We start from the raw sequence: 345 nt of genomic DNA, 5'->3' as shown, positions 1-345 counted from the left end.
GCCCTCGTGGTGAATGCGAGCAGCGAGCTCGAGCTGCCAGGTGGTGCGGCCTCCGCGATCGGTTTCGGGACGGTCCTGCTGGCCGCGGCGGCGGCCGTCGGATACCTCGTGCGTCATCGGAGTCCGTAACCCGACCATGCCGCCGGGGGAGCAGGTCGCGGCGGTCGTGCCAGCACCGACACCATGATGGATCACGCGATGCGGCTGGCGGTTCGCCAGGTCGACGACGGAGTCGGCGATGTTCCAGGTGAGCTTGCCCTCGGACAGCTCGACCAAGGTCTCCAGCGGAAGGCCGACGGTGAGGTCCTCCAGCTCCTGACGCTCCTTCTCGGGCATCGGCCTGCA

Annotated in this window: 1 protein-coding gene; it reads right to left on the bottom strand. The window is 69.0% G+C overall.

Annotation, left to right across the window (positions count from 1 at the left end):
• Window positions 1-276: hypothetical protein (locus ACOADB_RS25255; protein ID WP_378605394.1), on the bottom strand; the 276-nt coding region annotated here is incomplete at its 3' end.
• Window positions 277-345: the final 69 nt, after the last annotated feature.

Source organism: Nocardioides sp. CPCC 206348 (assembly GCF_048654705.1).
In the GTDB taxonomy this organism is placed as follows: Bacteria; Actinomycetota; Actinomycetes; order Propionibacteriales; family Nocardioidaceae; genus Nocardioides.
This window is presented reverse-complemented; position numbering and strand designations above follow the sequence as displayed.